This is a genomic window from Allobosea sp. 05T433 (assembly GCF_056396065.1).
Genome location: NZ_JBFTKS010000005.1, coordinates 73,210 through 95,312, shown reverse-complemented (window position 1 = coordinate 95,312; position 22,103 = coordinate 73,210). Strand labels below are relative to the sequence as shown.

Annotated in this window: 19 protein-coding genes; 10 read left to right on the top strand and 9 right to left on the bottom strand. The window is 65.5% G+C overall.

From position 1 onward, the window contains the following. Positions 1–12: 12 nt before the first annotated feature. On the bottom strand, positions 13–489 hold the full coding sequence (locus AC1DGP_RS08550) for a tripartite tricarboxylate transporter TctB family protein (RefSeq protein WP_113512879.1): 477 nt from the start codon (positions 487–489) through the stop codon (positions 13–15). 149 nt (positions 490–638) lie between these two features. Next, positions 639–1,604 (bottom strand): Bug family tripartite tricarboxylate transporter substrate binding protein, encoded by a 966-nt coding sequence (locus AC1DGP_RS08545; protein WP_113512881.1) that lies wholly within the window; start codon positions 1,602–1,604, stop codon positions 639–641. 182 nt (positions 1,605–1,786) lie between these two features. Between AC1DGP_RS08545 and AC1DGP_RS08540 the strand changes: the two genes are divergently transcribed. After that, positions 1,787–3,085 (top strand): O-antigen ligase family protein, encoded by a 1,299-nt coding sequence (locus AC1DGP_RS08540; protein ID WP_476831996.1) that lies wholly within the window; start codon positions 1,787–1,789, stop codon positions 3,083–3,085. Beyond that, on the top strand, positions 3,078–4,442 hold the full coding sequence (gene gor / locus AC1DGP_RS08535; RefSeq protein ID WP_476831995.1) for a glutathione-disulfide reductase: 1,365 nt from the start codon (positions 3,078–3,080) through the stop codon (positions 4,440–4,442). Before AC1DGP_RS08540 ends, gor begins: the two co-directional genes overlap by 8 nt. A gap of 36 nt (positions 4,443–4,478) precedes the next feature. Here gor and AC1DGP_RS08530 read toward each other — a convergent pair whose 3' ends face one another. Then, on the bottom strand, positions 4,479–5,510 hold the full coding sequence (locus AC1DGP_RS08530; protein WP_476831994.1) for an alpha/beta hydrolase: 1,032 nt from the start codon (positions 5,508–5,510) through the stop codon (positions 4,479–4,481). A gap of 355 nt (positions 5,511–5,865) precedes the next feature. Between AC1DGP_RS08530 and AC1DGP_RS08525 the strand changes: the two genes are divergently transcribed. Next, on the top strand, positions 5,866–7,251 hold the full coding sequence (locus tag AC1DGP_RS08525) for a class II 3-deoxy-7-phosphoheptulonate synthase (RefSeq protein WP_113512887.1): 1,386 nt from the start codon (positions 5,866–5,868) through the stop codon (positions 7,249–7,251). 74 nt (positions 7,252–7,325) lie between these two features. Here the strand turns inward: AC1DGP_RS08525 and AC1DGP_RS08520 are convergent, their stop codons facing one another. Together AC1DGP_RS08520 and AC1DGP_RS08515 are read right to left on the bottom strand one after the other, a co-directional pair. Next, positions 7,326–8,174: an outer membrane protein gene (locus tag AC1DGP_RS08520; protein WP_476831993.1), complete on the bottom strand. Its 849-nt coding sequence runs from the start codon at positions 8,172–8,174 to the stop codon at positions 7,326–7,328. Positions 8,175–8,648: 474 nt separating this feature from the next. Beyond that, entirely contained in the window at positions 8,649–8,909 is a 261-nt protein-coding gene (locus AC1DGP_RS08515) for a PsiF family protein (protein ID WP_476831992.1), read from the bottom strand. Positions 8,910–9,485: 576 nt separating this feature from the next. Here AC1DGP_RS08515 and AC1DGP_RS08510 point away from each other — a divergent pair. The 3 genes from AC1DGP_RS08510 (at position 9,486) to gltX (ending at position 12,986) form a co-directional block, all read left to right on the top strand. Further along, positions 9,486–9,779: a Dabb family protein gene (locus AC1DGP_RS08510; protein WP_476831991.1), complete on the top strand. Its 294-nt coding sequence runs from the start codon at positions 9,486–9,488 to the stop codon at positions 9,777–9,779. A gap of 85 nt (positions 9,780–9,864) precedes the next feature. After that, a complete protein-coding gene (locus tag AC1DGP_RS08505) occupies positions 9,865–11,604 on the top strand; it encodes an NAD+ synthase (RefSeq protein ID WP_476831990.1) in 1,740 nt (579 codons plus the stop codon). Positions 11,605–11,645: 41 nt separating this feature from the next. After that, a complete protein-coding gene (gene gltX, locus AC1DGP_RS08500) occupies positions 11,646–12,986 on the top strand; it encodes a glutamate--tRNA ligase (RefSeq protein WP_476831989.1) in 1,341 nt (446 codons plus the stop codon). Positions 12,987–13,068: 82 nt separating this feature from the next. Here gltX and AC1DGP_RS08495 read toward each other — a convergent pair whose 3' ends face one another. The 3 genes from AC1DGP_RS08495 to AC1DGP_RS08485 all read right to left on the bottom strand — a co-directional run bounded on the left by AC1DGP_RS08495 (position 13,069) and on the right by AC1DGP_RS08485 (position 16,479). Then, positions 13,069–14,388 carry an MFS transporter gene (locus AC1DGP_RS08495; RefSeq protein ID WP_441493088.1) on the bottom strand — a complete coding sequence of 440 codons (1,320 nt, stop codon included), beginning with the start codon at positions 14,386–14,388 and terminating at the stop codon, positions 13,069–13,071. Positions 14,389–14,633: 245 nt separating this feature from the next. After that, a complete protein-coding gene (locus tag AC1DGP_RS08490; RefSeq protein ID WP_441507913.1) occupies positions 14,634–15,797 on the bottom strand; it encodes a DUF2865 domain-containing protein in 1,164 nt (387 codons plus the stop codon). A gap of 181 nt (positions 15,798–15,978) precedes the next feature. Continuing rightward, a complete protein-coding gene (locus AC1DGP_RS08485) occupies positions 15,979–16,479 on the bottom strand; it encodes a MarR family winged helix-turn-helix transcriptional regulator (protein ID WP_441507912.1) in 501 nt (166 codons plus the stop codon). Positions 16,480–16,584: 105 nt separating this feature from the next. Between AC1DGP_RS08485 and hmgA the strand changes: the two genes are divergently transcribed. Further along, a complete protein-coding gene (gene hmgA / locus AC1DGP_RS08480) occupies positions 16,585–17,943 on the top strand; it encodes a homogentisate 1,2-dioxygenase (RefSeq protein ID WP_476831988.1) in 1,359 nt (452 codons plus the stop codon). 80 nt (positions 17,944–18,023) lie between these two features. Next, a complete protein-coding gene (locus tag AC1DGP_RS08475) occupies positions 18,024–18,956 on the top strand; it encodes a CHAD domain-containing protein (RefSeq protein ID WP_441507910.1) in 933 nt (310 codons plus the stop codon). A gap of 31 nt (positions 18,957–18,987) precedes the next feature. Here the strand turns inward: AC1DGP_RS08475 and AC1DGP_RS08470 are convergent, their stop codons facing one another. After that, the gene (locus AC1DGP_RS08470; RefSeq protein WP_441493083.1) at positions 18,988–20,073 is read right to left on the bottom strand and encodes a TRAP transporter substrate-binding protein; all 1,086 of its coding nucleotides are present in this window, start codon (positions 20,071–20,073) and stop codon (positions 18,988–18,990) included. 62 nt (positions 20,074–20,135) lie between these two features. On the opposite strand from AC1DGP_RS08470, the gene AC1DGP_RS08465 reads away from it, so the two are divergent. Together AC1DGP_RS08465 and AC1DGP_RS08460 are read left to right on the top strand one after the other, a co-directional pair. Further along, positions 20,136–21,149: a fumarylacetoacetate hydrolase family protein gene (locus AC1DGP_RS08465; protein ID WP_476831987.1), complete on the top strand. Its 1,014-nt coding sequence runs from the start codon at positions 20,136–20,138 to the stop codon at positions 21,147–21,149. Then, on the top strand, positions 21,139–22,101 hold the full coding sequence (locus AC1DGP_RS08460) for an MBL fold metallo-hydrolase (protein ID WP_441507908.1): 963 nt from the start codon (positions 21,139–21,141) through the stop codon (positions 22,099–22,101). The genes AC1DGP_RS08465 and AC1DGP_RS08460 overlap by 11 nt, the downstream gene beginning before the upstream one ends. Positions 22,102–22,103 lie beyond the last annotated feature (2 nt).

Here is a 22,103-nt window from a genome sequence, read left to right as displayed (position 1 = left end):
TGTCCCGGCTCCTCAGAACAGCTTTTCAAGCGGACCGGACGGCAGCGTCAGCTGCAGCAGCTTGGAGAACATCAGGAAGATGGCAAGCCCGAGCACGAGGCCGATGCCGAAATCGACGGCCAGTGCCTGACGGCCGAAGGAGCGCGCGGTCGCGGAGAAGACGATGGCCGTCGCAATGATGAAGCCGCCGCCGAGCCCGATGCAGGCGATCAGGCCGATCAATCCGCCCGTCAGCCAGAGCACCGCGGTGCTGTCGACCGCCTCGGGCTTGGGCAGGCCCTCCCGGAACGCGACGACGAGATGGCACAGGCCCAGCACGCCAAGGACGGCGCTGACCACGTAGGGCATCGCCGTCGGGCCGACGCCATAAGTCGAGACGATCGTCTGCGATTTCGCGTCATAGGCGACGAGAGCCGCCGCGATCAGCAGCAGAGCTGCGACGACGAGGGCGGGGATGTCGGCGCCCTTGGCCGAGGAGGTGGAGGCCATGTCGTTCCTTACCTGGTTTGATGCGGACCAGAACCGGTGCGCCCAGCTGATGGCAAAGCGGCGACTGCCAGAGATAACTGGCAGGAGAGAATGGGCGGGCGGTGATGGCACCGCCCGCCCATGCCTATGTTCGTCAGTCGCCTGTGGCGTTACTTCACAAGGCCGACGTCGCGGAGGACCTTGCCGACGCGGGCATCTTCGGCCTTCAGGAAGGCTTCGAACTCGGCGCCGCCGAGATAGGCGTCATCCCAGCCGCGAGCCTTGAGGATCTCGGCCCATTCCTTCGACTTGGCCATCTTCTCCATGGCATCGGCCAGCACCTTGCGCTGCTCGGCGGTGATGCCGGGAGGGGCGACGACCGAACGCCAGTTCAGCACCTCGAGATTGACGCCGCCCTCCTTCAGGGTCGGGGCATCGGGGGCGTTGGGGAGGCGGGCGCCGGAGCTCACGCCGACGACGCGCAGCTTGCCAGCCTTGATCTGACCCTCGAACTCGCCATAGCCCGAGATGCCGGCCGTGACGCGCCCGCCGAGCAGCGCGGCCAGGGCCTCGCCACCGCCGGAGAAGGGGATGTAGTTGATCTTGGTGGCATCGCCGCCGACAGCGCCGGCGAAGAGGGCAGCCATGATGTGGTCGACGCCGCCGGCCGAGCCGCCAGCCCAGGTCACCTTGGCCGGGTCGGCCTTGACGCGGTCAGCGAGGTCCTTGGCGGTCTTGATCGGCGAATCCGCGGGAACGACGATGACCTGAGCCTCGGCGGTCAGGCGTGCGATCGGCGTCACCTGGCTGAGATTGACCGGCGACTTGTTCAGGAGGATGGCGCCGACCATGACGAAGCCGTTGACCATCAGCTGCGAGCCGTCGCCCTTGGCGCCGTTCACGAACTGCGCAAGGCCGATGGTGCCGCCCGCGCCGTTGACGTTGTTGACCTGCACGCTCTTGGCGATGCCGGACGCGGTCAGCGCCTGCTGCATCGAGCGGGCGGTTCCGTCCCAGCCACCACCCGGCGCGGCCGGAGCCATGATCTTGAGCTCGAGCTGCGCAAATGCGGCAGTCGTCAGGCCAGCGAGCGCCAGAGCCGTCACGGCTCCGCGCGACAGAATGGATTTGAGCATGTTGTTCCTCCGCTTGCGGATTCCCGCACTGTTTTGGTGTCAGCGCTCCGCGAGTGACACTTTGACGCTCCGCCGGTCAATTGCGCCTGATTGCATAATCTCAAGTCAAGGTCTTTTGCGCATCAACGCACGCGAGCCGGCGGAATTCACGCTAGGCGGGCTTGGTGCGATCGCGTAATCGCATGACCATGAGCTTGAACTTCAACTCGCGGGATGTCGATCGCGCTGTGATCACCGACCCTTCCCCGTCGCGCCAGGCCCTTCGACTCGCAGCGCTGGGCGGCATCCTCATGGTCGCGTTGCCGCTCGTCATGTGGGCGGCAAATCGGTCCGCGCCGCTGATGCTCGGGCTGGMGGCAGCGGCATTCGCTGCCGCTGCCGTTGCCGCTGCGGGCCGCGATGTCGGCCCCCTGTTGCGGCGCATCCTTGCAGGCTTGCGAAGCCCGATCGGCCTCGCACTGACGGCCTTCCTTGCCTGGGCCCTGGTCTCGCTGCTGTGGACGCATCGGCCGGCATCCGGCTTTGCAGCCTGGGCGGAGTTGCTGCTGCCTCTTGGTTTTGCCCTGGTGATCGCGGCGAGTGCCTGGTTCAGGCCGAAGCAGGCACTGATGCGGGCCCTGGCCATTTGCCTGATACTGGCCTCGGGCCTGATCTTCCTGGAGCTGCAGAATGGCCTCGCTCAGCGCATTACGCTGGGCCTGGGCGGCAAACAGATGAGCTTTATATTCAACCGGCCGGTCATCGCCTGCCTCGTGCTCCTGGCTCCGGCTGTGCACTTGCTCTGGAGCGGCGGATCGAAACGCGTCGCCGATCGTCTGCTGGCGGGGGGCGTAGCCGCAGCGGTTGCGGGCATCATTCTCTATTCCGATAGCGGCACTGCGAAACTTGGATTGGGCATTCTCGTCCTTGCCTGGCTGCTGGCCCGCCTGCTTCCACGCCTGACACTGGCTGCGACGGCACTTGGCTTTGCGGCGACGCTGGTGCTGGCGCCGGTGATCGGACAATTGGTCGATCGGCTTCTGCCGCCCGCGCTCTATGAGCAGACGGCCGAATCCCATTCACGTGACCGCGTCGACATCTGGCTCAGCTTCGGGGAGGCGATCGCGGCCCGCCCGTTCATCGGCTCTGGCTTCGGCTCCTCCTCGGCCCTCCAGACGCACCCGGTCGCAGAACAGGTCTCGCCGCCACGTCGCTTGCTCCTGCCGGTTGGACACCCGCATAGCGCGCCGATTCAGCTCTGGACGGAAACCGGCATCGTCGGCGCCGCATTGCTGCTGGTTGCTGGGCTGTTGTTCTTCCGGAGGCTTGGCGCCTTGTCCGCGCGCGAACGCGCCCCGCGGCTTGCACTTTTTGCGGCAGCCTTCGTCATGGCATCGGTGGGACATGGCGCCTGGCAGGGCTGGTGGATCGCGGCCCTGGCTGCCGCCGCCCTTTGGTTCGAGTCGGGCCGAGATGTCGGCCGAGGAGCAGAGCATGGCTGATTTCGATGTCGACCTTTTCGTGATTGGCGCTGGTTCCGGCGGTACGCGCGCGGCGCGGATCTCGGCCGGGCACGGGGCGCGCGTCATGATCGCCGAGGAAGACCGCATCGGCGGCACCTGCGTCATTCGCGGCTGTGTCCCGAAGAAGCTCTTCGTCTATGCCAGCCGCTTTGCAGACGAGTTTGAGGATGCTGCCGGCTTCGGCTGGACGCTCGACAAGCCGAGCTTCGACTGGCCGACCTTGCGGGATGCCGTTGCCAACGAAGTGACCCGGCTCTCCGGCCTTTACCGCAAGGGGCTTGAAGGCGCCAAGGTCGCGATCCGCGAAGAGCGCGCTGTGGTCGAAGGGCCGAACACGGTGCGCCTGCTGAAATCCGGCGAGACCGTCCGGGCCCGGCACATCCTGGTCGCGACCGGAGGCTACCCCGCCTTCGATCCGCCGATCCCTGGCGGCGAACTCGGCATCAGCTCGAACGAGATCTTTCATCTTCCGAGCCTGCCGCGGCGCATGCTGGTGGTGGGCGGCGGTTATATCGCGCTCGAATTTGCCAGCGTGTTCCGCCGCCTCGGCGTCGAGGTGACGGTGCTGCACCGCGGCGACAATGTCCTGCGCGGCTTCGAGGACGATCTGCGCGTGCGCCTCCGCGATGCGCTGGTCCATGCGGGCATCACGTTGCGGCTGGGCTGCACCATCGATCGCATCGAACAATTGGCCGATGGTACGCGCCGTGCCCATTGCGCCACGGGCGAGCCGATCGATGCGGACGTGGTTCTCGTGGCGACCGGCCGTCGTCCCAATACGGTGGGGCTCGGCCTGGAGACCGCCGGCGTCAAGCTCGGGCCCATCGGTCAGGTCATGGTCGATGCGAATTCGGCCTCGACCGTGCCGTCGATCCACGCGGTCGGCGATGTCACCAATCGCATCAATCTCACGCCCGTCGCCATTCGCGAGGGCCACGCCTTCGCCGACTCGACCTTTGGCGGAAAGCCCTGGGCGATGGACCATCACGTGGTGGCCTCGGCAGTATTCACCACGCCGGAGATCGGAACGGTCGGCCTGACCGAGCAGCAGGCGATCGCCGCTGGTTACGAACTGCGCGTCTTCGAGGCCGGTTTCCGGCCGATGAAGGCGACGATCTCGGGCCGTCACGAGCGCATCTACATGAAGCTCGTGGTCGACGCGAAAACGGACCGGATGCTGGGTGTCCACATCATCGGCCATGACGCGGGCGAGATCATCCAGGCGGTGGCGATTGCCGTCACCATGGGAGCGACCAAGGCCGATTTCGACCGCACCATCGCGCTGCATCCGAGCGCGGCCGAGGAACTCGTGACGATGCGGACGGCGCGCCACTGAGCAGCAAGGCGGCGCCCCTTGGGGCGCCGCCTTGCATCACTTGGTCAGCCCCTTCCGGACGAGCCAATCCTGGACGACCTGCGCCACCTCGAGATTGTTCTTGTCCATCATCAGCATATGGGAATTGCCCTTGATGCCGATGCTGGGGAGGTTGACGACATCGACTGAGCCGCCCGCCGCCCTGATCTTGTCGCCGAACTCGGTGCCGTTCTTGCGGATCGTCGGCCAGCGCGCATCCTGTTCGATGTAATCGCCGTAGATCATCAGGACGGGGATGTTCTTCAAAACATCGGCCTTGGCGGGGTCTCCGAGGCCTGCCGGTTCCACCGCGATCAGGGCCTTGATCTTGTCGGGCCGGGCCTGGGCAACCTTGAAGCCGAACTGGCCGGCCTGGCTGTGGAACACGATCACACAGGGGCAGACCTTGTCGACTTCGGCCAGATAGGCGTCGATGATCATCTGGTCCGTCGACGTCCAGCGCGGCACGATCTGCTTGACGAAATTGTCGTAGCCATCGGGCGGGAACTGGCTGCCGGCCAGGAATGTCCGCTTGGCCGGGTCTTTATCATAGGCATTGGCGCCAGCGCCGATACGGAAGCGCTCTAACGGGTTCGCGGTGGTCAGGAAGACCGGCTCGCCGGGGATGACGTCGGGATACATGGCCCAGCCGGCGCGGCCGCGCTCGACGGCATCGGAATTATAGACGGCCCAGCCCTTGCGCAGGAAGTATTCGAGCCAGCCTTGCCGTCCATCCGGCGTGCTCTCCCAGTTCACGCCGGTCATGCCACCGCCATGCCAGAACAGCAGCGGCGCTGCACCGCGCTCGTTCTGCGGCAGGAAATACTGCACATACATCTGGCCGGTCTGGTAGGTGCCGTTGGGGTCGACCTTGGCCGGTACCCCGCCAGGGGTGAAGGTGACCTCCTTCACGGGACGGCCCGAGATCTCGACCAACTTGCCGCCGACATGGAACGAGCCCATGCCGCGAAGCGCGAGGGGCTCCTCGGCCCGTGCAGCCCATGCTGCGGCAACCATGAAAGCAGCAACCGCGAACGCGCGAATGACCATGCCTTGTTTCTCCCTGCCGATGTTCTTGTGATTGGCAGGTGACGTTAGGGAGCTGTCGAGGCGAATACAACGATGCCCGGCAGCCGGCGGCTTGCATCGCCGACGGGATGAACTCCTCGGCCGACACGCAGAGGCGAACGAAGCGGCATGCCCTTGCCGTGCTCTTGGGCGCTCTCGTTCACGCGGCCCGGTCCTGGTCGCCGGAACAGCTCCGCCCTGCGACGCCCAGCTCGCGCATACGTAACCGTCAACGGCTTTATGGTCTTTGCTGCGGTGCGGGTGTATAGCGCCGGGATCACGCTGCCTTTCCGTGGGGAGGGGTGGGCGTGAGATGTTATCACCAGGAGCAAGTGAGATGTCCGAGCGGTGGACGCCCGAGAGCTGGAGGGCAAAGCCCGTCCAGCAGATGCCGGAATATCCGGACCAGGCAGCCTTGAAGGCGGTTGAGCAGCAGCTCGCCGGCTTTCCGCCGCTCGTTTTTGCAGGCGAGGCGCGCAAGCTCAAACGGGCGTTGAGCAAGGTTGCCGCCGGTGAGGCCTTCCTCCTCCAGGGCGGCGACTGCGCCGAGAGCTTCGCCGAGCATTCGGCCGATAATATCCGCGACTTCTTCCGCCTGTTCCTGCAGATGGCGGTCGTCCTGACCTTTGCCGGCGGCTCGCCGGTGGTGAAGGTCGGCCGCGTCGCTGGCCAGTTCGCCAAGCCGCGCTCGACCCCGACCGAGACGATCGGTGGCGTCGAGCTGCCGAGCTACAAGGGCGATATCATCAACGACAACGAGTTCACGGCGGAATCCCGGATTCCGGATCCGCGCCGTCAGCTCGAGGCCTATCGCCAGTCGGCGGCGACGCTGAACCTGATCCGCGCCTTCGCGACCGGCGGTTATGCCAATCTCGACAATGCGCATCGCTGGATGCTCGGCTTCGTCAAGGACAGTCCGCAATCGGGCCGCTACCAGGAGGTGGCGGGGCGCATCACCGAGGCGCTCGATTTCATGCGCGCCATCGGCATCGATCCTGAGACGCATCCCGAGATGCGGAGCACGGATTTCTACACCAGCCACGAGGCGTTGCTGCTCGGCTACGAGCAGGCGATGACCCGCGTCGATTCCACCTCCGGCGACTGGTACGACACCTCCGGCCATATGGTCTGGATCGGTGACCGCACCCGCCAGCTCGACCATGCCCATGTCGAGTTCTTCCGTGGCATCCGCAATCCGATCGGCCTGAAATGCGGCCCGTCCCTGACCCCGGACAACCTGATGAGGCTGATCGACACGCTCGATCCGCAGAACCAGGCCGGACGCCTGACGCTGATCGCACGCTTCGGCGCCGACAAGGTCTTCGACCATCTGCCGGCCCTGGTACGCGCCACCAAGCGGGAAGGGCGCAATGTCGTCTGGTCCTGTGATCCGATGCACGGCAATACGGTGAAGGCTGCGAGCGGCTACAAGACGCGGCCCTTCGACCTGATCCTGAGCGAGGTGAAGAACTTCTTCGCCGTGCACCAGGCCGAAGGCACCTATGCCGGCGGCCTGCATCTGGAAATGACCGGCAAGAACGTCACGGAATGCACGGGTGGGGCACGCGGCATGACCGACGCCGACCTGAACGACCGCTACCACACCTTCTGCGACCCGCGCCTCAATGCGGAGCAGGCGCTGGAGATGGCGTTCCTGGTGGCAGAGCTGGTCAAGCGCGAGCGCTCGGGCCGGGCACGGCCCGAGGCCGAGGCGGCGGAATAAGCAGGCGTCACCCTGACAGAAACAAGAAAGCCGCGGCGTGAGCCGCGGCTTTTTCCTTGCGTCCCGTGTAAGGCTCAGAACTTGACCGCAGCACCGACCCGCGCCGTATTCAGGCTGGCGGTGACGCCCTCGACATTGTCGAAGCGGGTATAGAGATACTCTGCTCTGAGCACGATGTTCTCCGCGAGGGCGGCTTCGATGCCGCCGCCGGCGACGGCGCCAAACCCCCAGACATCGTTCTTCGGGCCGCCAAAGCTGCGAGGCCACCCAATATAGCTGCCGACCCTCCCTCCGGTCGGGCCTACCTGGCCCCAATCGGCGGCGAGCGCGATATTGGTAGTGAAGCGACCTGCGGCAGCACCGACGGTGAGATAGGGCATGAACCGGCCGAAGGCGTAGCCGAACCGGGCACGCAGGGATGCGTAATCTTCGAGCTTGATGTCCTGGTTCGTGGCAATCGCGACATAGTCGCCGCCGATGCGGCGCGCCTCGAATGTCGATGCTGCGACGCGTTGGTCGAGACGGGAGTAGTCGGCTTCGATGCCGATCATCGCGTCGCCAAAGGCCAGGTTGTAGCCGATATACCCACCATAGGAGGGGCCGCTGTCGCGGGTCGGACGGCTGATCACCAGCGCGTCCGGATTGAACTGGTTGCCGATTGTTGTCGCGTTGTAGGCAAAACGCGCGAGCTCGAACAACCCGCGATCGGTTTCAAACCTGGTCTGGGTCCCCCCTACGAGGCCGCCGACATAGAAGCCCGTCCAATTGAACCCACCCGAGAAGTAATCCGAGGGCGGCGGTGGCACATCTTCGATCTGGGAGCCACGCAGCACCGGATAGTCGGCCGAAGCCGCCGGCACGGCGGCGATGGACAGTCCGAGCGCTGCAAGACCCAGGGCCGGCGCAATGGAGCGGATACGCATCGTGGTCTCCCCGAGCAGGGGCCGCAACCCGGCCTTTGTCGCACTGCTCTGGGCGGTATTGATGCATTGGTAACCCTAATGCGGCGTTAACGTGCTCATCTCTGTCGGGCCCTGTTTGTTTGGCGTTTCGCGCCGGAGTTTTCAGATCGGCTATAGAAAGTTTGCAGTCCTTGTTCTCTCCGCATTCCGTTCCAGACCGCGGCTTGCGCGCCGAAGCCTCTTGGTCGATGTGCTTGGTGTAGCGCTCGACCATTCCAATCGACATGCCGAACAGGGCGGCAAGTCACTCATGCCATCGTCTGTGACKACCGGGACGAGAGCTATGTGATGCCGTTCCACCTGTCTCCGACGCCCACCGGGGCGTCTACTCACTCCGTAAGTGCGGCGCTGAAGGAAAGCCAAACTGACGGCCGGCTGACAAATTGGCCCCAGGGCGCCACCTACCATCCACGATGGCGCCCGATCTCATCGAGCCTAGGCCTTCTTGCACTCGTCGCGAAACTTCTTCCTGGCCTTCCCGTGAAGCCCCTTCTGATCGGCTTGGACAGAGCACGCCTTTGACTTGGCGGTCCTGTCGGAGGAGGTCGCCGTAGCCTCCTTGGCAGGCGCCGCGGGTGCCGGGGAGGTCATGGCCGGCTTTGTATCCGGACCCATCTGTACGGGTGTTTGCGCAAACCCGTATCCCGTCATCATCGCGAGCGCGGCAACCGGCAGCAGATAGTGCGAGAGGTTCATGGCAACGTCCGTCATCAACCCGGATGATCGGTTCCAGGCAGTCGCCGGGTCGGCTGTCGGATGGCGAATGATCGCGCTGCCCGACTTGAATGGCTACTGAACAGCTGGCTGGCCACGTCTTCGACCTGTGGCATTTTCAGCCTCGCTCCGGCGGGGCGTTTCTTTGAGGTGAGACAGTGAACCCGAGCAGGCCCATTCACGGAAGCCGCTGGGGGTGCCGTGCGGGACGCTCTTGGCGCCGATCTCGGCACAGGTCACCGGATATTCCGCGCCGCGATGCCGAGTCAGGATTTTGAGCACGGCAATCCGTTTGGCGGTCAGTTGAGGCGCGCGCCTGCTCATGGCGCCACCTCGCGGAGGGGTGAACAGGGCGAGAGGGAGTTTTCAGCGTGCCGCGCGATTCCGCGTTCGTACGCGGCTGTTCCGGCGACCGAGGGAAGCGGAGGCAAGCAAGATTAAGCGCTTGGCTGGATCGATGCCGATGCGGCGTTAACGCAGGTTGCGTTTTGCGCACCGTCGGGAAGACATCGGCCCGAAAGGGCGGCGCGATTCCCGGCTGCCTGCGAGGGAGGGCGCATGATCCGCCACATCGTATTCTTCACGGCGCAGCGGCGCGAGGATGTCGAGATGATCCGCCTGTCTCTGTCCCGGCTCGGCGATATCCCACATTCGCTCGCCTTCGAGGTCGTGGCCAATGCCAAGGTCGATCCGCTGGGCAATGACATCGATGTCGTCGTCTACGGCGAATTTGCCGATGAGGCGGCGCTGGCGGCCTACAAGGCCCATCCGATCTATGACGAAACGACGCGCCGCGTGCGTCCGCTGCGCGAGCTGCGCTATTCCGCCGATTTCCGTTCGACCTTGCGTTGATCGAAGGGCTGATCACGCGCAAATGCAGGTCGGGGCAGGGCGCGCGCCCGTTGCTGGCCCCGCCGCCGCGCGGTAAAGCCGAAGCATGACAGCGACCTCGTTCCGCCTGGCTCTGGCCCAGCTCAATCCGATCGTCGGCGATGTCGCCGGCAATGCCGACATGGTGCGCGTTGCGCGGCGCGACGCAGCGGCCGCCGGCGCCGATCTGGTGATGTTCCCGGAGCTCTTCCTGTCGGCCTATCCGCCGGAAGATCTGGTGCTGAAGCCCGCCTTCCAGGATGCCTGCCGCAGGGCCTGCGAGGATCTGGCGCGCGAGACTGCCGATGGCGGTCCAGCCGTGCTGGTCGGGTTGCCCTGGCTCGAGGACGGCAAGCTCTACAACGCCTACGCGCTGCTCGACGCCGGGATGATCCAGTCGGTGCGCTTCAAGGTCGACCTGCCGAATTACGGTGTATTCGACGAGAAACGCGTCTTTGAACCCGGCCCGCTGCCCGGTCCTGTCGTCTTCCGCAACCATATCCGCCTTGGCCTGCCGGTCTGCGAGGATATCTGGGGCGAGGAGGTCGTCGAGTGCATCGCCGAGACCGGCGGCGAGATCCTGCTTGTTCCCAATGGCTCGCCCTATCGGCGCGGCGTCACCGAGGAACGCCTGAATGTCGCGGTTGCTCGCGTCGTCGAGGCCGGGCTGCCGATGGTCTATCTGAACCAGCTCGGCGGCCAGGACGAACTCGTCTTCGAGGGCGCCTCCTTCGTGTTGAATGCCGACAAGACCTTTGCTCACCAGCTCCCGGCGTTTCGCGAAGTGCTGCGCCTGACCGATTGGGTGCGCGAGAACGGGTCCTGGCGCTGCCTGCCGGGCGAGATCACGCCCATCGAGAGCAGCGACGAGGCTGATTACGCGGCTTGCGTGCTGGGCCTGCGCGACTATGTCGAGAAGAACCGCTTTCCCGGCGTGGTGCTTGGCCTCTCCGGCGGCATCGATTCCGCGATCTGCGCGGCGATGGCGGTCGATGCGCTCGGCGCCGACAAGGTCCGCTGCGTGATGATGCCCTATCGCTTCACCTCGCAGGAGAGCCTGGACGATGCGAAGCGCTGCGCCGATGCGCTCGGCGTCCGCTACGAGATCGTGCCGATTGCCGAGCCGGTCGAGGGCTTCGAAGCGGCGCTCGCCGGCCTTTTCGGCGGAACCAATCGCGGCGTCACCGAGGAGAACCTGCAGAGCCGCGTGCGCGGCACGCTGCTGATGTCGATCTCGAACAAGTTCGGGCCGATGGTGGTGACCACCGGCAACAAATCCGAGATGTCATGCGGCTATGCCACGCTCTATGGCGACATGAATGGCGGCTACAACCCGATCAAGGATCTCTACAAGACCGAGGTCTTTCGCATGTCGGCGCTGCGCAACCGCTGGAAGCCCGCCGGTGCGCTCGGGCCGGACGGCGAGGTCATTCCGCACAATATCATCGTCAAGCCGCCGACGGCCGAGCTGCGCGAGAACCAGAAGGACCAGGATTCGCTGCCGCCCTATGACGTGCTGGACGATATCCTCGCCTGCCTGATCGAGCATGAGATGCGTCTCGCCGACATCGTCGCCCGTGGCCACGATCTCGAGACGGTCAAGAAGGTCGAACGCCTGCTCTATCTCGCCGAGTACAAGCGCCGACAGGCCGCGCCCGGCGTGAAGGTGACGCGCAAGAATTTCGGCCGCGACCGGCGCTACCCGATCGTCAATCGCTTCCGCGATCCCGGCGAACCCGCGCATCGGCCGGACGCTGCGCTGGTCAAGGGCGTCGGCAAGGCCGGGGGCGAGAGCTTCGATTTCTGAGCCGATTGTCGGCCTCGCGCAAAGGCGTCATAAGCCTCGTCATGACAACGCCACTCGTTCGCTTCGCGCCGTCGCCGACCGGCTATCTCCATATCGGCAATGCCCGTCCGGCGCTGTTCAACTGGCTCTATGCCCGCCGCAATGGCGGGCGTTTCCTGCTGCGCTACGACGATACCGATCTTGCGCGCTCGAAGCCCGAATTCGCGGATGCGATTGCCGGGGATCTCGGCTGGCTCGGCATCGAGCCCGATCTCGTCATTCGCCAGTCGGAGCGGCTCCCGATCTATGATGCGGCGGCCGACCGGCTGCGCACCGCCGGGCGACTCTACCCCTGCTTCGAGACCGCCGATGAACTGGATCGCCGCCGCAAGCGCCAGCTCGCTCGCGGCTTGCCGCCGATCTACGATCGCGCTGCGCTGAAGCTCACGGCCGAGCAGCGGGCGGCGCTTGAGGCGGAAGGACGCAAGCCGCATTGGCGCTTCCTGCTCGAGGCCCGCGAGGTCGCCTGGGACGATCTCGTGCGCGGCGCATCGCATGTCGACTGCGCCTCGCTCTCCGACCCGGTGCTGGTGCGTGAGGATGGCAGTTATCTCTACACGCTGCCTTCGGTCGTCGACGATATTGAGACCGGCGTCACCCATGTCATTCGCGGCGAGGACCATGTCACCAACACGGCGGTCCAGATCCAGATCTTCGAGGCGCTGGGCGCCGCCCTTCCGGCATTCGGCCACCACAACCTGCTGACCACGGCGAGCGGGGAGGGGCTGTCGAAGCGGCTCGGCCATCTTTCGCTGCGCGGCCTGCGCGAGTCCGGGGTGGAGGCGCTCGCCGTCGCGGCATTGGCCGTCCTGGTCGGCTCCTCCGACGCGGTCAGGCCGGTCGCGAGCCTGGACGAGCTCGCGGATCTCGTCGACCTCGCCCATGTCTCGCGCGCACCGGCCAAGTTCGATGAGCATGAGCTTGAAGCCCTGAGTGCGCGCACGCTGCATCAGCTGCCGTTCGACGCGGTGTCGCACCGGTTGCAGGAGCTTGGGATCGCGGCCGGCGAGCCCTTCTGGCTGGCGGTGCGCGGCAATCTCGCAAAGCTTGCCGAGGTGCAGGCCTGGTGGCAGGTCGTTCGTGGCCCGATCACGCCCGTGATCACCGATGCCGGCTTTGCGGCGAGCGCAGCCGCACTGCTCCCGGCCGAGCCCTTCGATGCGACAACCTGGAAGAGCTGGACACAGGCCGTCGGCGCGGCGACCGGCACCAAGGGCAAGGCGCTGTTCATGCCGCTTCGCCAGGCTCTGACCGGCCTCGAGCATGGGCCGGAATTGGCTGCCCTGCTGCCGCTCATCGGCCGTGACAAAGCGCTGAAGCGGCTCGGGGGCGAGGCGGCCTGAAGGCTTCGCATCGTCCCGGATCAGCGCGGCTTGCGCTACGTGTCCGGGACGACATCGGTCCAGCGGGCAATGGCGCCGTGGATCACTCGTGCCGGTGCATCGCCGATTCATGCTTGGTGTCGCGCATGGTCGCGTAGACCAGCAGCGACAGGAAGATCACGCCCGCCAGGTAGTAGAAGAACCACTGCTCGTGGCCCTGCTGCTTGAAGAACAGCGCGATCGCAGGCGCCGTGCCGCCAAAGATCGAGACCGTCACGGCGTAGGGCACGGCGATGCCTGTGGCGCGGATCGCGGTCGGGAACAGTTCGGCCTTCACCACGGCATTGATCGAGGTATAGCCKGCGACGAAGATCCAGGCTCCGGAGATCAGCAGGAACGCCATCCAGGGCGACTTGGTCTGGGACAGCATCGTCAGGATCGGCACCGTCAGCAGCGAGCCGGCAACGCCGAAGAAGATCAGCAGCGGCTTGCGGCCGATCCTGTCCGAGATGGCGCCATAGATCGGCTGCAGGATCGAGGCGAAGATCAGCGAACCGGCGATGACATAGGTCGTCGTGATGTCGGACAGGCCGACGGTCTGCTTCACGAAGGTCTGCATATAGGTGGTGAAGGTGTAGAAGGCCGCGGTGCCGCCGGCCGTCAGGCCGACCACGATCGCAACCTCGCGCGGGTATTTCAGCAGCCCGCGCAGCGAGCTTTCGCGCTTCTTCGTCTTGCTGGCTTCGACGAAGGATTCCGTTTCGTGCATGTGGCGGCGCATGAACATCGCGGTGATCGCGAGCAGGGCTCCGATCACGAAAGGAATGCGCCAGCCCCAGGCGACGAGCTGTTCATGGGTCAGGAACACGTTCTGGAGCAGCAGCAGCACCACGATGGCGGTCAACTGGCCGCCGATCAGCGTGACGTACTGAAAGCTCGAATAGAACCCGCGATGGTTCGGGTCGGCGATCTCGGTGAGATAGGTCGCGCTTGCCCCGTACTCGCCGCCGAGGCTCAGGCCTTCGATGATCCGCGCGAGAGCGAGCAGCGCGGGCGCTGCAAATCCGATTGTCGCATAGGTCGGCGTCAGCGCGATGATCAGCGACCCAAAACACATCATCAGCACCGAGATCGTCAGCGAAAGCCGGCGGCCATAGCGGTCGGCGATGTGACCGAACAGCCATCCGCCGATCGGGCGGACGATGAAGCCGGCGGCAAACAGCGTCGCGGCGTTGAGCTGCTGGACGACCGGATCGTGCGACGGGAAAAAATGCGGCGCGAAATAGAGTGCGAAGGCCGTGTAGGCGTAGAAATCATACCATTCGACGAGATTGCCGACCGAGCCCATGAAGATCGCCTTCAGGCGACGACGGGTATCGGCCAGATCCATTCCGGTATGCGTGTTGGCGGTTGTCTCTGACATGGGACGCCTCTGCTGGGCTCTGCCAAGGAGGCCGTCAGAGTAGGATTGCGCGCTGGAAGAGCAATCCTGACGAAATCTGGCGCGTATCCAGGCCGGCCGGGGTGGTCTTGCCTGTATATGCGCCTGTCGGCGTCATGCGTCCAGCGCTTGATCTGCGGGGTATTTAAGCGCCGCTCTCCGCTCTGGCGCATGACGCAGCCCTCGCCGCCGACGCACGAGGCGCCGTTGCGGCGGCGCTGCCGGCGTCAGGGCCGCGCGACTGCGGGGCCCAGATTGGGTGCGAGGTTGGGCGCAACGATCCTGACCGTGCGCCGCTCGCCGGTGACGCTGCGGCTTTCCTTCTTCACGCCGTCGCCTTGCTGCACGACCTTCTCGGGCTCGACGCTCTGCGGACCCATGCCGGCCGACTCCGTGCCCGAAGTCGGCGAATTCTCGGACGGCATCGGCTTGTCGTCGGCATCAGACAGGATCGGCTGTTGTTGAGCCGGCGCGGGTGTCGCGGTCCTGCGCTTGGGATCGGGCTTGGGCCGCGACAGCTCGGCTGCGCGCTGTTCGGTGACGATGACGTCGCCCTTGCGCTTGTCGAGAAGCTCCTCGGCATTGCGCAGCGCCTGGGACCAGCTTTGGCCCGGCGCCCGGCAGGTGCAGGCGGAATCGAAGCTTCGAATGTATTTTCCGGCGTTCGCCAGCGACGAATAGGGCGTCCCGCTAGCACGGGCGACAGCATTCTGAATGTCGCCGCCGGTGCTCATGCCGAAGGCCAGCGTCTCCGTCCCCGGGCAGAGCGCCTGGCACATTTCATCCTGGCCGTCGCGGCCGCCGGGGCTGTTGGCGAGCGGGAAGAAATAGCCGTCGCAGGTCCGGACGCAGACCGTATTGGGGCCGCCCTGGCGGGGCTTCTCCGAATCGAGCGGCTGCATGTCCGGATCGAGTTCGGGCATGGTCGAATCGATCTCACCGCGGCGAGGCTCGATGCCGAAGATCGTCTCGAAGAAGCCGCGCTGCTGCCCGCCCCCCCGGCAATTGGTCTCGATCGCTGCGGCGAGCTGCATGCGGCGCTGCTCGGCAGCTCCGCCCTGTGCCTGGCGCTGGAGTGCCGTGTACTGGGACTGCAATTGGTTGATCTGTGCCTGCAGGCCGCCGCATTGCGGGGGCGCCTGCGCACCGAAGAAGAGGAATCCGCCACGTTCGCAGCCCATCGCGCGGAACTGGCTGACGCTTTGCGAGAGCTGGGCGCCGACGCGCTGCGCCTGCTGCGCGGCACGCGGATCGCCCCCGCGCTGGCCCTGCAGGCTCGCGAGTTCGCTGCGCCAGGCATTGCACGCGGGCGACTGCGCCAGCGCCGCTCCACCCATCGCCGAGAAGGCCAGCAGCATCGCGCCGAGGCGCCGGGTTAGTCGTAGTCTCATCGCCGGTCGGGCCATATTACCTGCTTGTTCGATCCGCCCCGGAAACCGGGCAATCGCTTTGCGGGAGTTTCACCTGCCAAACGCGACGGAACTAAGGACGGGTCCTGCGATGGCGCGGCGCGGATTCGGGCGGACGGCCATGGCGAGGCCCGGCATGCCATATTTGGCGGCAAGCGGCAATTCAGCCTTCGCTTTCGTGATAGCCGCCGGCGAGATGGCGGCCCCGTTCGGTGAGAATCGAAAGCACGCGTTCGAACACGCGCAGCTCCTCTGCCGGAAGTCCCTCGGTCCAGCGCGCCTGGAAGGCGAGCGCCAGGGGCACGATCTCGGCATAGGTTCGGGAGCCGCGGGGGGTAAGGCTGATGAAGGCCTCGCGCCGGTCCTCGCGATTCTCGCTGCGCGACGTCAGGCCGCGCTTCTCGAGCTCGCTGACGGCGCGCGAAACCTTGGTCTTGTGCATCTGGGACAGCTCGCCGATGTCGCGCGAAGTCAGCTTTCCGAATTCGCCGAGCTGCGCGATCACACGCCATTCGGGAATGCCTATGCCGAAGCGCTCGCTATAGATTCGTCCGAGCGCGCGGCTGGCGAAATGGCCGACGACGTTCAGCCGATAGGGCAGGAACTGCTCCAGCCGCAAGGTCGTTTCGTCGCCGGGTGGGGGAGGCTCGGGCTGCGTTGACATTAGTTTCATCTGTAACTAGCTGAGGTCGGGGCGGGACGCCCGCTCCGATCTTTCCGGAACCTGCGTTCTTGTCAAAGCGGTCCGGCAGCGGAAGGGGAAATGCTCATGAATGTCCAGGCACAGATTCATACAGCCCCGCTGCGCCAGGCCGCGACCGGCACGCGCTACATGTCGGGATTCGGCAATAGTTTCGAGACCGAGGCGCTGCCCGGCGCCTTGCCGGTCGGCCCCAATTCGCCGCAGAGGCCCGCCTATGGCCTCTATGCCGAGCAGCTATCCGGCTCGCCCTTCACCGCGCCGCGCTCCTCGAACGAGCGGTCCTGGCTCTACCGCATCCGGCCCAGCGTCAAGCATGGCGGGCGCTGGAAGAAGGTCGACAAGGGGCTGATCCGCAGTGCGCCCTGCCGCGACGAGGCCGAGCTGCCGATCGGACAGCTGCGCTGGAGCCCGATTCCGATGCCATCGGAGTCGCTGACCTTCCTCACCGGGCTGCGCACGCTGACGACCGCTGGCGATGCCGAGACCCAGGCCGGCATGGCCGCCCATATGGTTTTCGTCACGGCCTCGATGGAACGCGAATACGTCTTCTGCGCCGATGGCGAATTGCTCATCGTGGCGCAGGAGGGGGCGTTGCGCTTCTGCACCGAATTCGGCGTGATCGAGATCGAGCCCGGCGAGATCTGCATCATTCCGCGCGGCGTCGTCTTCCGCTGCGAGCTGATGGGCGGACCGGCCCGCGCCTATGTCTGCGAAAACTATGGCGGCTCCTTCACCTTGCCGGATCGCGGCCCGATCGGCGCGAATTGCCTGGCCAATCCGCGCGATTTCCTGACTCCCATCGCGGCCTATGAAGACGATGAGACGCCGTCGACGCTCTATGCGAAATGGGGCGGGGAACTCTTCTCCACGCCGATCGGCCAGTCGCCGCTCGATGTCGTGGCCTGGCACGGCAATTACGCGCCCTACAAATACGACCTGCGCCATTATTCGCCGGTCGGGGCGATCTCCTTCGACCATCCCGACCCGTCGATCTTCACGGTCCTGACCGCGCCCTCGGAGACACCCGGCACTGCGAATATCGACTTCGTGATCTTCCCCGAGCGCTGGCTGGTCGCGGAGAACACGTTCCGCCCGCCCTGGTATCATCGCAATATCATGTCCGAGTTCATGGGGCTGATCTACGGCGTCTATGACGCCAAGCCGGAGGGCTTCACGCCTGGCGGCTTCAGCCTCCACAACATGATGCTGCCGCATGGCCCGGACGCGCAGGCGTTCGAACATGCAAGCACGGTCGAGCTCAAGCCCGTGAAGCTGACCGGGACCATGGCCTTCATGTTCGAGACCCGCTTCCCCCAGCGCGTCACCGGCTACGCCGCGAGCCTGCCCGCCCGGCAGCCGGACTACAGCGCCTGCTGGGAGGGCCTGAAGAAGCGTTTCGATCCGACGAGGCGCGAGGCCTGGTAGCGTTCCGATCCTTGCAAGGCACTTGCGGAGCCCGAATGCTTGTCGCTCAATGCGCTCCCGAACTTCGCAAGGAGCGCGCCTTGGCGATACCCGCGAAAGCACCGGTTCGGCTGAGCGGCGGCAGGAGCCCGCGCGCCCGGACGTCGCGCAATGCGGTGCCCAGCGGTCCGGCATTGATGCGGCTCTGGGCCCAGCACTGGCTCGCAGTTTGTCGCGAGATGCCGTTGCAGGGGCGGCGGTTACTCGACCGCCTGGAGAGCGACCCCGCCAAGGGTGTTCATGATTTCCGCCGACTGATGAAGGCGTGGCGTTCCCTGCTGAAGCTCTCGCCGGCTGCACTGGAGGAGGAGACGGCGCTGCTCCGGGCCGGCATCAAGCGCCTGCGCCAGACCTTCACCGCGACCCGCGAAGCTGCGGTCGTCGCGCGGACCTTGCAGGAGCTGCTGCCCAGCGAACGCGGCAAGCTGGTCGAGCCTCCGCCTGACCCGATGCCGCTGCCGGAAACCGTTGCGGCGATGCAAACGGAGCTCGACCGTCTCGCTGCCAGGATGGAGGAGTGGTCGGTGGCTGGCGAGCGCGGGGGCTTCCTGCTCGCCGGGTTCCGGCGCAGCTACCGCAAGGCCAGACGCGCGGCGCGCCGTGATCCGCGCCGGATGAGCCTGAAGCGCCTGCACGCCTGGCGCACCCGCATCATCGATCTCGGCTATCAGCTCAGCTTCTTCCAGCCTGCCGATCCCGGTCACTACAAGGAGCAGATCGAGGCGGTCGAGCGTTTGCGCACACATCTCGGTGCGGTCGTCGATCTTGATTTGACAGAGCGGCAACTGGCGGAAACCGCCACGACCAGATCCCTGAGGAACGTCAGGAAGAAACTCCGCCGGCGCGCCGGCAAGCAGCGTGGCAAGGCGGCGGGGATGGTCGAGCCCGTGCTCGACACGCGCCCGAAAGCCGTCTGCGCCCACCTGGCCGAGGCGATGGTGGCGCATGCGCCGCGCCGGATCAAACTTGTCTGACCCGGCGCCATCTATTGGTCCCGGTGGCGCCTCAGCGCGACCGCAGACGGTTCATGAACGAGTCGTACGACAGCTCTGCCACCTGCCACCAGAGCAGGTTCTCGCCGCGGAAAGCGACCATCGAGTCGTAGCCCTTCTTGAACAACTCACTCTTGGCGGAGGTCTCGGCGTAGTACTCGTCCGCCGCCTTGAGAGCCGCTTCCATGATCGGCATCGGGAAGGCCTTGAGCTGTGCGCCCTGCTGGACCAGCCGGCGCAGGCCACCCGGGTTCACCGCATCGTACTTGGCCAGCATCCAGTTATTGGCAGCCTCGCAGGCGTGATGGACGATCGCCTGGTAGTGCTTCGGCAGCTTGTTCCAGGCCTCCTGGCCAACGACGAGATGCAGCATGGCGCCGCCCTCCCACCAGCCGGGATAGTAGTAGTATTTGGCGACGCGCACGAAGCCGAGCTTCTCGTCATCATAGGGGCCGACGAATTCTGCGGCGTCGATCGTGCCGCGCTCCAGCGCCGGGTAGACGTCGCCGCCTGCGATCTGCGTGGGCACCACGCCGAGCTTGGCCAGCACGGCCCCGCCCATGCCGCCGATACGGAACTTCAGGCCCTTGAGATCATCGAGCGAGGTCAGTTCCTTGCGGAAGAAGCCGCCCATCTGGCAGCCGGAATTGCCGCAGGGGATCGAATAGGCATTGAATTTGGCCAGCGCCGAATTGATGATCTCCTCGCCGCCGCCGAAGAACCACCAGGAATGCTGCTGACGCGCGTTGAGTCCGAACGGGATGCCGGTGCCGAGCCCGAGTGCCGGCTCCTTGCCGATATAGAAATAGGTCGGCGTATGCGCGCATTCGACCGTGCCGGAGGTGACCGCGTCGAGGGCCTGCAGGCCCGGCACTATCTCGCCGGCGGAGAAGGTCTGGACCTGGAATTTGCCGTCGGTCGCGTCCGACATGTATTTCGCGAACTGCTGGGCCGTGCCGTAGATCGTGTCGAGCGCCTTCGGGAAGCTCGAGGTCAGGCGCCACTTCACCTCAGGTTGCGACTGCGCGATCGCCGGCATCGCGACCGGCGTCGCAGCCGCTGCCAGCGCACCGGTTTTCAAAAAGTCGCGGCGTTTCATAAGCTGAACTCCCAGAGGTTTGTTGCGCGCAATCTCGCGTGTTCGTCACGGATTGGAAAGAGATGAAACTCGCTTCCCTCATGCACGGTCGTGATGGCCGCCTTGTCGTGGTTTCCAAAGACCTGACGCGCGCCACGGACGCTTTTCCCGTGGTCGCGACCATGCAGGCCGCGCTCGACGACTGGGGGCGCCATGCGCCGCGCCTGGCCGATCTAGCAGAAGGATTGGAGCATGGCTCCGTCCCATCCTTCCGTTTCCACGAGCATGATTGCGCAGCCCCCTTGCCACGCGCCTATCAATGGCTCGACGGCTCGGCCTATGTGAACCATGTCGCGCTCGTCAGGAAGGCGAGGGGCGCGGAGATGCCCGAGAGTTTCTGGAGCGACCCTCTGATGTATCAGGGCGGATCCGACGCCCTGCTGGGGCCGCGCCAGCCGATCCGGATCCGCTACGAGGAGGACGGCATCGATTTCGAGGCCGAGATCGCCGTCATCACCGGCGACGTGCCGATGGGGGTCTCTGCGGAAGCGGCGCATGGCCATGTCCGCCTCGTGATGCTCGTCAATGACGTCAGCCTGCGCAACCTGATTCCGGACGAACTGGCGAAGGGCTTTGGCTTTCTCCAGTCGAAGCCGCCGACGGCCTTCTCGCCGGTGGCCGCGACACCGGATGAACTGGGCGAGGCATGGCAGGGCGGAAAGCTGCATCTGCCGTTGCTGTCGCTGCTCAACGGCCAGCCCTTCGGACAGCCGAATGCCGGCATCGACATGACCTTCGATTTCGGCACGCTGATCGCTCATGCCGCGCGAACGCGCCCGCTTTCGGCCGGAACGATCATCGGCTCCGGCACGGTCTCGAACCGCGACGACGAAGGTGGCCCGGGGCGCCCGATCGCGCTGGGAGGCGTCGGCTACGCCTGTATCGCCGAGCAGCGCATGGTCGAGATCATCAAGTCGGGCACCGCGGCAACGCCTTTCCTGCGCTTCGGCGATACGGTTCGTATCGAGATGAAGGACGGGGATGGTTCTTCCATTTTCGGTGCGATCGAACAGGACGTGCTGCCCCATGTCGACTGACAAGCCCGCCTTCGCCTCCAGTGCCGATCTCGGTGAGAAGACCGTTTCCTTCGATGAGATCGGCCGGGGCATCTACGCCTATACCGCCGAGGGCGACCCCAATACCGGGGTCGTCGTCGGTGACGAGAGCGTGCTCGTCTTCGATGCGCAGGCGACGCCGAAGATGGCGGAAACCGTGATCGAACGCGTCCGCAGGATCACCGACAAGCCGATCAGCCATGTCGTGCTCTCGCATTACCACGCGGTCCGCGTGCTGGGAGCGCCAGCCTACAGCGCCCGCGAGATCGTCGCCTCCGATGTCGCCCGCGAGATGATCGTGGAACGCGGCGAGCAGGACAAGGCGAGCGAGATCGGCCGGTTTCCGCGGCTCTTCCAGGGCGCGGATTCGATCCGCCCGGGCCTGACCTGGCCGACCATGACCTTTTCCGACACCGCCTCGATCTGGCTGGGCAAGCGCGAGGTCAGGCTGATGAAGCTCGGGCGCGGTCATACCGCAGGCGACATCGTCGCCTGGATTCCCGATGCCGAGGTCTCCTTCGCGGGGGATCTCGTCGAATATGGTGCGACGCCCTATTGCGGCGATGCCCATTTCGAGGACTGGCCGACGACGCTCGACCATTTGTCGGCCCTCGGCTCGGTCGCGATGGTGCCTGGCCGGGGCGCTGCGCTGACCGATGCGGCGATGGTCGCCGATGGCATCAGCGGCACGCGCGCCTTTCTCAGCGACCTCTATGACGCCGTGAAGCAGAACGCCGGCGCGGGCCGCTCGCTCCGCGAGACCTTCGAGCGTGTCCATGCCGTTTTGAAGCCAGGCTATGGCGACTGGGTGATCTTCGAGCATTGCCTGCCCTTCAATGTTTCGCGTGCCTATGACGAGGCCAACGGGCTCGATCATCCCCGCATCTGGACCGACGAGCGCGATCGCCAGATGTGGCTCGACCTGCGAGGGTAGGG

Excerpts from the sequence above, each read along its gene's own strand:
- AC1DGP_RS08515 (WP_476831992.1), bottom strand. The coding sequence starts at position 8,909 with ATGAACCTCTCGCACTATCTGCTGCCGGTTGCCGCGCTCGCGATGATG.
- AC1DGP_RS08460 (WP_441507908.1), top strand. The coding sequence starts at position 21,139 with ATGTCGACTGACAAGCCCGCCTTCGCCTCCAGTGCCGATCTCGGTGAG.
- AC1DGP_RS08465 (WP_476831987.1), top strand. The coding sequence starts at position 20,136 with ATGAAACTCGCTTCCCTCATGCACGGTCGTGATGGCCGCCTTGTCGTG.
- AC1DGP_RS08530 (WP_476831994.1), bottom strand. The coding sequence starts at position 5,510 with ATGGTCATTCGCGCGTTCGCGGTTGCTGCTTTCATGGTTGCCGCAGCA.
- AC1DGP_RS08505 (WP_476831990.1), top strand. The coding sequence starts at position 9,865 with ATGACAGCGACCTCGTTCCGCCTGGCTCTGGCCCAGCTCAATCCGATC.
- AC1DGP_RS08510 (WP_476831991.1), top strand. The coding sequence starts at position 9,486 with ATGATCCGCCACATCGTATTCTTCACGGCGCAGCGGCGCGAGGATGTC.
- AC1DGP_RS08545 (WP_113512881.1), bottom strand. The coding sequence starts at position 1,604 with ATGCTCAAATCCATTCTGTCGCGCGGAGCCGTGACGGCTCTGGCGCTC.
- AC1DGP_RS08470 (WP_441493083.1), bottom strand. The coding sequence starts at position 20,073 with ATGAAACGCCGCGACTTTTTGAAAACCGGTGCGCTGGCAGCGGCTGCG.
- AC1DGP_RS08520 (WP_476831993.1), bottom strand. The coding sequence starts at position 8,174 with ATGCGTATCCGCTCCATTGCGCCGGCCCTGGGTCTTGCAGCGCTCGGA.
- hmgA (WP_476831988.1), top strand. The coding sequence starts at position 16,585 with ATGAATGTCCAGGCACAGATTCATACAGCCCCGCTGCGCCAGGCCGCG.
- AC1DGP_RS08490 (WP_441507913.1), bottom strand. The coding sequence starts at position 15,797 with ATGAGACTACGACTAACCCGGCGCCTCGGCGCGATGCTGCTGGCCTTC.
- AC1DGP_RS08485 (WP_441507912.1), bottom strand. The coding sequence starts at position 16,479 with ATGTCAACGCAGCCCGAGCCTCCCCCACCCGGCGACGAAACGACCTTG.
- AC1DGP_RS08550 (WP_113512879.1), bottom strand. The coding sequence starts at position 489 with ATGGCCTCCACCTCCTCGGCCAAGGGCGCCGACATCCCCGCCCTCGTC.
- gor (WP_476831995.1), top strand. The coding sequence starts at position 3,078 with ATGGCTGATTTCGATGTCGACCTTTTCGTGATTGGCGCTGGTTCCGGC.
- AC1DGP_RS08525 (WP_113512887.1), top strand. The coding sequence starts at position 5,866 with ATGTCCGAGCGGTGGACGCCCGAGAGCTGGAGGGCAAAGCCCGTCCAG.
- gltX (WP_476831989.1), top strand. The coding sequence starts at position 11,646 with ATGACAACGCCACTCGTTCGCTTCGCGCCGTCGCCGACCGGCTATCTC.